Source organism: Epilithonimonas bovis DSM 19482 (genome assembly GCF_900108115.1).
Classification (GTDB): Bacteria; Bacteroidota; Bacteroidia; order Flavobacteriales; family Weeksellaceae; genus Epilithonimonas; species Epilithonimonas bovis.
In genome coordinates this window covers 1-6,806 of the sequence record NZ_FTPU01000066.1, presented here as the reverse complement: position 1 = coordinate 6,806, position 6,806 = coordinate 1, and the positions used below count along the sequence as shown (strand labels likewise).

The 6,806-nt window shown below is 30.6% G+C and carries 5 protein-coding genes and 1 pseudogene; all 6 read right to left on the bottom strand.

Going from position 1 to position 6,806, the window contains the following annotated elements:
• Window positions 1-222, bottom strand: a pseudogene (locus B0B05_RS15790) (IS5/IS1182 family transposase); the annotation flags it as partial.
• A gap of 266 nt (window positions 223-488) precedes the next feature.
• Complete coding sequence (locus B0B05_RS15785) at window positions 489-1,154, bottom strand: DUF6624 domain-containing protein (protein WP_143746061.1); 666 nt, start codon at window positions 1,152-1,154, stop codon at window positions 489-491.
• Between the two features lie 269 nt (window positions 1,155-1,423).
• Entirely contained in the window at window positions 1,424-3,121 is a 1,698-nt protein-coding gene (locus B0B05_RS15775) for a DUF262 domain-containing protein (protein ID WP_076784540.1), read from the bottom strand.
• Between the two features lie 230 nt (window positions 3,122-3,351).
• Window positions 3,352-4,404: a hypothetical protein gene (locus B0B05_RS15770; RefSeq protein ID WP_076784539.1), complete on the bottom strand. Its 1,053-nt coding sequence runs from the start codon at window positions 4,402-4,404 to the stop codon at window positions 3,352-3,354.
• A gap of 189 nt (window positions 4,405-4,593) precedes the next feature.
• Complete coding sequence (locus B0B05_RS15765) at window positions 4,594-5,385, bottom strand: DUF2971 domain-containing protein (protein WP_076784538.1); 792 nt, start codon at window positions 5,383-5,385, stop codon at window positions 4,594-4,596.
• 12 nt (window positions 5,386-5,397) lie between these two features.
• A complete protein-coding gene (locus tag B0B05_RS15760) occupies window positions 5,398-5,928 on the bottom strand; it encodes a hypothetical protein (RefSeq protein ID WP_076784537.1) in 531 nt (176 codons plus the stop codon).
• Between the last annotated feature and the right edge of the window lie 878 nt (window positions 5,929-6,806).

Below are 6,806 nucleotides of genomic sequence, written 5' to 3'. Positions count from 1 at the left end.
ACTTTCTTTAAACATTTCCTTGAGCAAAAGCATTCCTGCTATTTTGCGAACCGCAATAGAGGGTCTTCCTTCTTTTGAAAATAAACCCTCGAACTCAGCTTCTATTTTATCCCAAGAAATCTCATGCGCTAATTTTACAAGTGGATGATCCATATTAATAAGCTCGGTAAGTCTGGTCTTGAATAAATTTTGCTGTAAATCCTGTTTTATTTTTCCTAACATTTTGCCACTTTTTATACCCTAAAAATACGATTTTCTGCAATTTTATACAACATTTTTAAGCGAAATTTGATAATAAAATATTGAATATCAAATCGTTGTATTTATTTTAAGGAATGACTAAATAGTGGGTTTTGTTAAGGAACGACTAATTAATTTTCTAATGTTTTACTATCACACATAAAAAAATCCCAACGTTTGTCAGGATTATATATATCAACGGCTCCGCGGAAGGGAGTGACGCTAAAGTTTAGTTAGCTGCGGTGTTGTTATTTGTACAGCATAGGTTCTGTAATTCCTTGTTTTTTTAAAACTTCTTTATTCATTTCAAAGTGCATTATTGTCATATTATTGTAATAATCTTTGAATGTTGGTAAATCATATCCCGCTCTTAATTTTTCTATATTTAAAGTATCAATTAAGCCATTGCGAGGAACTGCCTGACCATTTGAATTATATGTAACCTGAGAGCCAAATCTTTGCTTTTGATTTGTATTTACTGCAACTCGATCCTCCAACATTGCATATTCATTTCTTTTTGCATTTTTAATTTCAATTTGTTTCTTAAGCTCTTGCAACATCTGTTTCTGAAACTCAATGTCATTATCTGCGTGTTGAATTGGAAGCCAGAATTTTGTTGTGTTGTCTTTTCCAACTTCATTAAATCCTAAATAACCATATTTGTAAAATAGTTTTTTTATTCTTGATTGGTTATCATTACTCACACTATCTCTCTTTGCTAAAAAAAATTCCCATGCTTTTTGTTGTCCATATTTTTTAAATAGATCTTCAGAAGGGATTCCAGCATATTTTTGGTCAATTTTCTCAATATAATCCAATTCGGATATTATTTTGTTTCTTTTGTTTTCACTGATTTTTTTATTTGAATTACAGCTCATAAAAAGAAGAACCAGTAAGATTGTAAAATATTTCATTTTTGGTTTTTTTTGGTAACATTGCAGCTAAAGGAAAAAGTGTCGGCGGAGGCGGGCTGAATTGAACGGGAAGTTCAAGCTCTGTCAAATACAACTTCTGTTTTTCCAACAACCAAATTACTAATTCTTTTTTGTTTGCCTTACGGTTTCCCATCATCCACAAAAATCCCAACTCTAGTTAGGATTTTACTTGGGTTCTTTTATACCACCCGGGTTTTCATTGTTGGCTTTCCAGCCCAACGAAAACCTGGTAATTAGTGGCTGGCGTTTTAGTTGTTCGCTAAATTAGTTCTGAAATAGACCATTAAAGCGTTTTTAAATTCTGTTTCTCTGTTCTCAATGTCTGTCTTTATCCAATCATTATTTGGATAGTTTGAAAGGTCTGTAACTGTTGCGATACTTGATACTCTATATTTCTGTTTTTTAATTCCAAAGTAACCGTTTCCTGCTTGTATGTTTAATTTCTTTTCAAATACAGTCTTGTTCCCAAATCTGTCTAAACACAAATCTGCATCAGTTTTTGTCCAACCGTTGTAATTTGTGTCTTGCCATTTTTTAGGAAAAATATGTTCAATATCAAATGTACTTGGAATAAGTTCAGTTTGATTAGGATTTAAGTAAGCATAAAGTAAAAGTAATGCTCTTGAAATTCTTGATGAAGAATGTCCATCAATTTGTTGGTTCAAAAGCTCTTCGTTAAGTGAAAATTTATATTGAAGTTCATTGTTTGTGTTTAATGAAATACAAGAATTGTAAATATCGTCTTTAATTGCGTTTACAGAAGGTTGGTCAATAAATTTTGCAAATAAAAAAGCAATTAATTTTTGCAACATATTTTCAAAGTCAGTTTCAAAAGTTTGACTGTCTTTGTTTTTCATGAAAAATACACTCGTGGCATATTTCCAAAATTCATTCGGATAACAACTTAAACAATGTAAATGTATTTTTGCTTTTGTAGAGATTGAATATGTGTAATCAATTTCTGGTTCGGTTTCAGTATTGATAAACCTCCAAAAGTACGCCAACTCCATTAGTTCACTAATTAGATTTGTGTCTTTCAAGCGTTCATATTTATTGTCAGCATAAAATTTACGTAAACCAACTTCTTTGGTTTTATCGCCTTTTCTTGCTCTCAAAATATGAGTGTAATAACGAAAAATATCATCAATTGAAAAATTACCTTGTTTGCAAATTTGAGTTAGTTCTTTCCAAGTTTCTGTAAATTCTTTTCTCTTATCTTCTGTGTTGCAATTACGATAAATCTGTGCTTTAAATATATCAGAGTCAGCTAATGGCATTCCTCTATCGTTAAGTGTTGAGAAGATTGTTAATGCTGTGTCTTGTGCATCACATTCTATTGGTAGAATAATACATTTTTGTAAAATTGTAACACAAAGCTCTTTCCATTGCATTGGATTAAGCGTAGCATATTCATCACATTTTTCTTTGAAAAACTTATAGTTTCTTGAATAATTGTCTGTTCTATCTTGTAAAACAATCCCTGTTTGTAAAATTTTATGAAAAGTTTCGTTGTCTTCTTCGGTTGCTACTTCGGAAACAATATGAATTTTTGTTTTGTCAGTTACCTTTTGAGAAATTGGATTAATGTCCCAAATGCAAGGTGCGAGTTGGTTTTTCAAACCAATTACATCTTCATCTTCAACCATATCATCAAGTTTCTTGAAAAATGACCTTAACAATAACATAAAAGAAGTAATACGCTGTTGTCCGTCAATTATTTCTTGGTTTTTGTCTTCATTTACATAAGAAACGATTGTACCTAAAAAATAATCTGCACCATTTTTAGCGTCTGTTTGGGCAAAATTTTCAATATCATTCCAAAGAGTTTCGCACTTTTCGATGTTCCATTTATAAGGTCTTTGGTAGTCAGGAATTACAAATTTTCTATTTTGCATTTCACTGAATAATTTTCCAACTGTCTTTTTACTTACGTGTAAATCTGCCATATTTTTTAGTTCTTTTTGTTGATTTAAGGTTGTTGTGTTGGTTGGTTAGATACGCTTGCCCACTAACACCCAAATATACCCAATCCCCACAATACTTCTTTACGGGAAACCATAATCTATAAAAAATCCCAACTCGTTAGGATTTTACGATTGGTTTCTTTTATTCTATCCAGGTTTTCATTGTGGGCTTTCCAAGCCCAACGAAAAACTGGTTATTATCTGCAGTATTTTTAGATTCTACCTTCAATTGTTCCAATAAAGTTTACAAGTGAAATTGTCGCAACAGAACACAATGAAGAATCTCTTTTTGTTGCAGTTCGTTTATGAGTTAATTCATTAGCCAAATCTAAAGTTGATTTAGCATACTTTCGTAATTTTTCATTAGAAGATCCAGAAAGTTCAACTGCAATATATGATTCTAACATTCTTTTTGCATCAGTTTTACTAATTGTTGTTTCATCAAGTGAAGGGTGCTTTTCGGGATTATAAACAGCTTGAGCTAATGTAATTATAGTTTCTCTACATAATAATCCAACGATTTGGAACTGTTCTTCTGTACTAGCTTCTTTGTGTTTCAAATTTATTTGAATCAATGATCTTTCAATTCTTTCCCAGCCTCTTAAATCAACAGTAACTGCAATTAATTTAGGTTGTTCTGTTTCTGCTAAAATCTGTTGTAGTGAAGAATAAAGTTCTCTAATAAAAGTTCTTCTTTCTTGATAAGTTTTAAATTCTGAACTCCACTTTCCATACCAAGCCCACAAATCTGCAAATGGATTTGGATTTTGAATATTTAGTCTTTCCAGTGTTTTATTTACAGAAGAGAATTTTCTTTTATATTCTTCATCAACTTCCTGTATTCTTTGACCACCTGTTGATACTGAAATCATTGTATTATTTAAAAAATCAATATCTTTTAAAAGATTTTCTTTTGTATTTAATCCAGCAATATTATCCCATTCTACTTTATTTTCTGCAATAGGAATAATTCTCACATTAGAAATATTTTCACTTTCATAGTGTCTTGTAGCAACTTCAAATCGTTCTAACAAATCGGACTCAATTTTTTCAATTTCATTTCTAATTTTGACAAAATTTGCAACTCCAATTTTTAAAAATATTGTATAAAAATATATTCCACCATTCCAATTGTCATAACCAGATTCTTCTATTCCAATATCGGAAGAATTCAAAATTTCAAAAAGTTGATTTTCATCATCAGCTTTTAAAAGTTGTTTTACCGTTAGTAATATGGATTTTAATTCTTCAGATGTATTTAGCATAATGTTGGATAAATATTGCACTTAACCCCAAATATACCCAAACACTTATAAATCTTCCTTACGGTTTTCCTTAAAAACAAAAAATTCCAACATCGTCAGGATATTATGCTTGGCTTCTTTATACAACAAGTGTTTTTATTCTAAACTTTTCTGGGCCAACGAAAATCTTGTTATTACCTGCAGTAATATTTATCTAATTAAACCTTGATATTTATTTTTTATCATTTTTGCATTTGGATTATATTTTTCAATAAGCGATTCTACAATTATTTCTTGCGAAAGATTGCATTTTGGACCTAAAGTGATTTCCATTTTCTCAAATGCATTCTGTTTAATTGGTAAATAATAATTTTCTATTGGTGCTGGAATATTTTCGTACATTATTCTGACAAAATCATTAAATGGATTGATTCTATTGTTATTTAAATCTTGAGTTGGAAGAACGATTAGCTTAAATCTGACTTCCTTTTGAAATTCCCAAATTCTAGATTTGTATTTTCCAATTATACCTGTTTCAAATTTATATTGTTCACCATCAAGATTAAAAAGTTTAGGCTTGAGAAATGACTCATCATCAGTATATTCAACTTCCAAAAAATGATTTTTAAAAGGCAATATCCAATATTTATCATTAAAACATTCGCTTTCAGGAACTAATGAATTCATAATATTTTGATTTTCGCGAACATAAAAATCATTCGTAGTTTTAAAATTATAAACTTCGAAAATATCTCTTGGTAGTTTGATCCTTACTCCCTGCATATTTGGAGTGTACATATTCCAAAATGCTAAGTTTTCTTCCTCATTTTTAGTCCAGCATGATATTAATGTATGTGATGACAAATTAATATTATTTTCATCTGAAAATTCAGTTTCATTAACATCATCTACATTTTTTAGACTATTAAATCTGATGTTTTTGTTTTTTAATATTATTGCTAGAGTATCAAGAGAAGTGTAGTGAAAAATAAAATCGTTCATTAAGCGTAATTTTTATATAAAGATATCCGACCTATATTTTTGTATTTTAAATGAAACGTCGTTTATAATTTTTATGCTTTGTTCTATAAACTCATTATTGACCTCAATCAATGAACTTATTTCATCTATATTTCCTTCATCAAAAAATGCTTCATCAATTGCCTTGATTTTTATATTAATTTTTCTATCTGACTTTTCAAAAAGTTGATCGTAACTTCGACCTTTTCCGTGTTTCAAAACGTTGACAATTAATTGCAGTTCTATGAAGTTTTCAAGCAATTCATTTTCGTTATTTTCTTTTAAAATATTTTTAGTTTCTTCAAATCCATTTTTACATTCTAACCTTTCTTGCAGTAGAGCTTCATAATAGGAAAAAACACCAATAAAGAAAAATGTCTTTTGCAAATTAATCATCTGCAAATTTTTGACGTGATTTGTTGCTCCACTTGTTTCTAATTCTTTAAGAATTTTATTTTCTATTTCTTCAAGTGTGTTTTGCAAAAAAGCACTACTTCGTAAAATCAATTCTGAAAAACTATGCATAATAAGATTTATAATTAAACAATCTATTTTTAGGGAAAGCTATTTTGCACCATCTCGCCTAACACCCAAATATACCCAATCCCTCTCAATCCTCATTACGGTTATCCATAATCCTCAAAAAAATCCCAATCGACAGCACGCCGTAGGTGTGCCCTGTTAATAGCCCCCGGTGCCAAGCGGTGTAAAAAGAAACACCCAACCCCAAAATTTTGGCGTATCTATTTGACCAAAATCGTGACAAAATCCCTCTCCCCAACCATCTTCTGCCTACAAAAAAATCCCAACACCGTCAGGATTTACTAGCTTTGATTTTATCAGTTCAACAGGCTTTTCATTCTTTGTCTTTAAAGCCCAACGACCCGAGGCTCTACCGAACGGAGCGAAGCTAAAACCTGGTTGTTATACGTAGACTTTTAATCATACTATCATTACCCTACACATTCCTTAGGAATGTCATCTGTGTAGACTATCACAGACACCCGCAACACCGCACACCGTAGGTGTGCCCTGTCAATAACCTCCGGTGCCAACCGAGGGTAAAATAAACCACCTAACCCACAAAGATTTTGGCGCGTATTTTTGACCAAAAATCATGACAAAATCTATCACTGCTGCCTTTTTCTATCCAAACAAAAACCTCTCTCAAATCGCTTTAAAAGAGGTCGTTTTTTATAGTTGATCATGATATTTTATCAGAAATAGGGAGTTGTGCAACGGTTACAATGTTATCTGCAGTTTCTTTTATACAATTTTATTATCAAAAAAAATTTCATTTACGTAATTAAAAATTATGAATATCCGTAATTACACATAATTTCGTATATTTACTTATAATTTAATTAGTTAGATGAATATATTTAGTTTTACAACGCATTTTG

Bases quoted from the DNA above. Each gene is read 5' to 3' on its own strand.
- B0B05_RS15785 (WP_143746061.1), bottom strand. From the start codon at position 1,154: ATGAAATATTTTACAATCTTACTGGTTCTTCTTTTTATGAGCTGTAAT.
- B0B05_RS15775 (WP_076784540.1), bottom strand. From the start codon at position 3,121: ATGGCAGATTTACACGTAAGTAAAAAGACAGTTGGAAAATTATTCAGT.
- B0B05_RS15770 (WP_076784539.1), bottom strand. From the start codon at position 4,404: ATGCTAAATACATCTGAAGAATTAAAATCCATATTACTAACGGTAAAA.
- B0B05_RS15765 (WP_076784538.1), bottom strand. From the start codon at position 5,385: ATGAACGATTTTATTTTTCACTACACTTCTCTTGATACTCTAGCAATA.
- B0B05_RS15760 (WP_076784537.1), bottom strand. From the start codon at position 5,928: ATGCATAGTTTTTCAGAATTGATTTTACGAAGTAGTGCTTTTTTGCAA.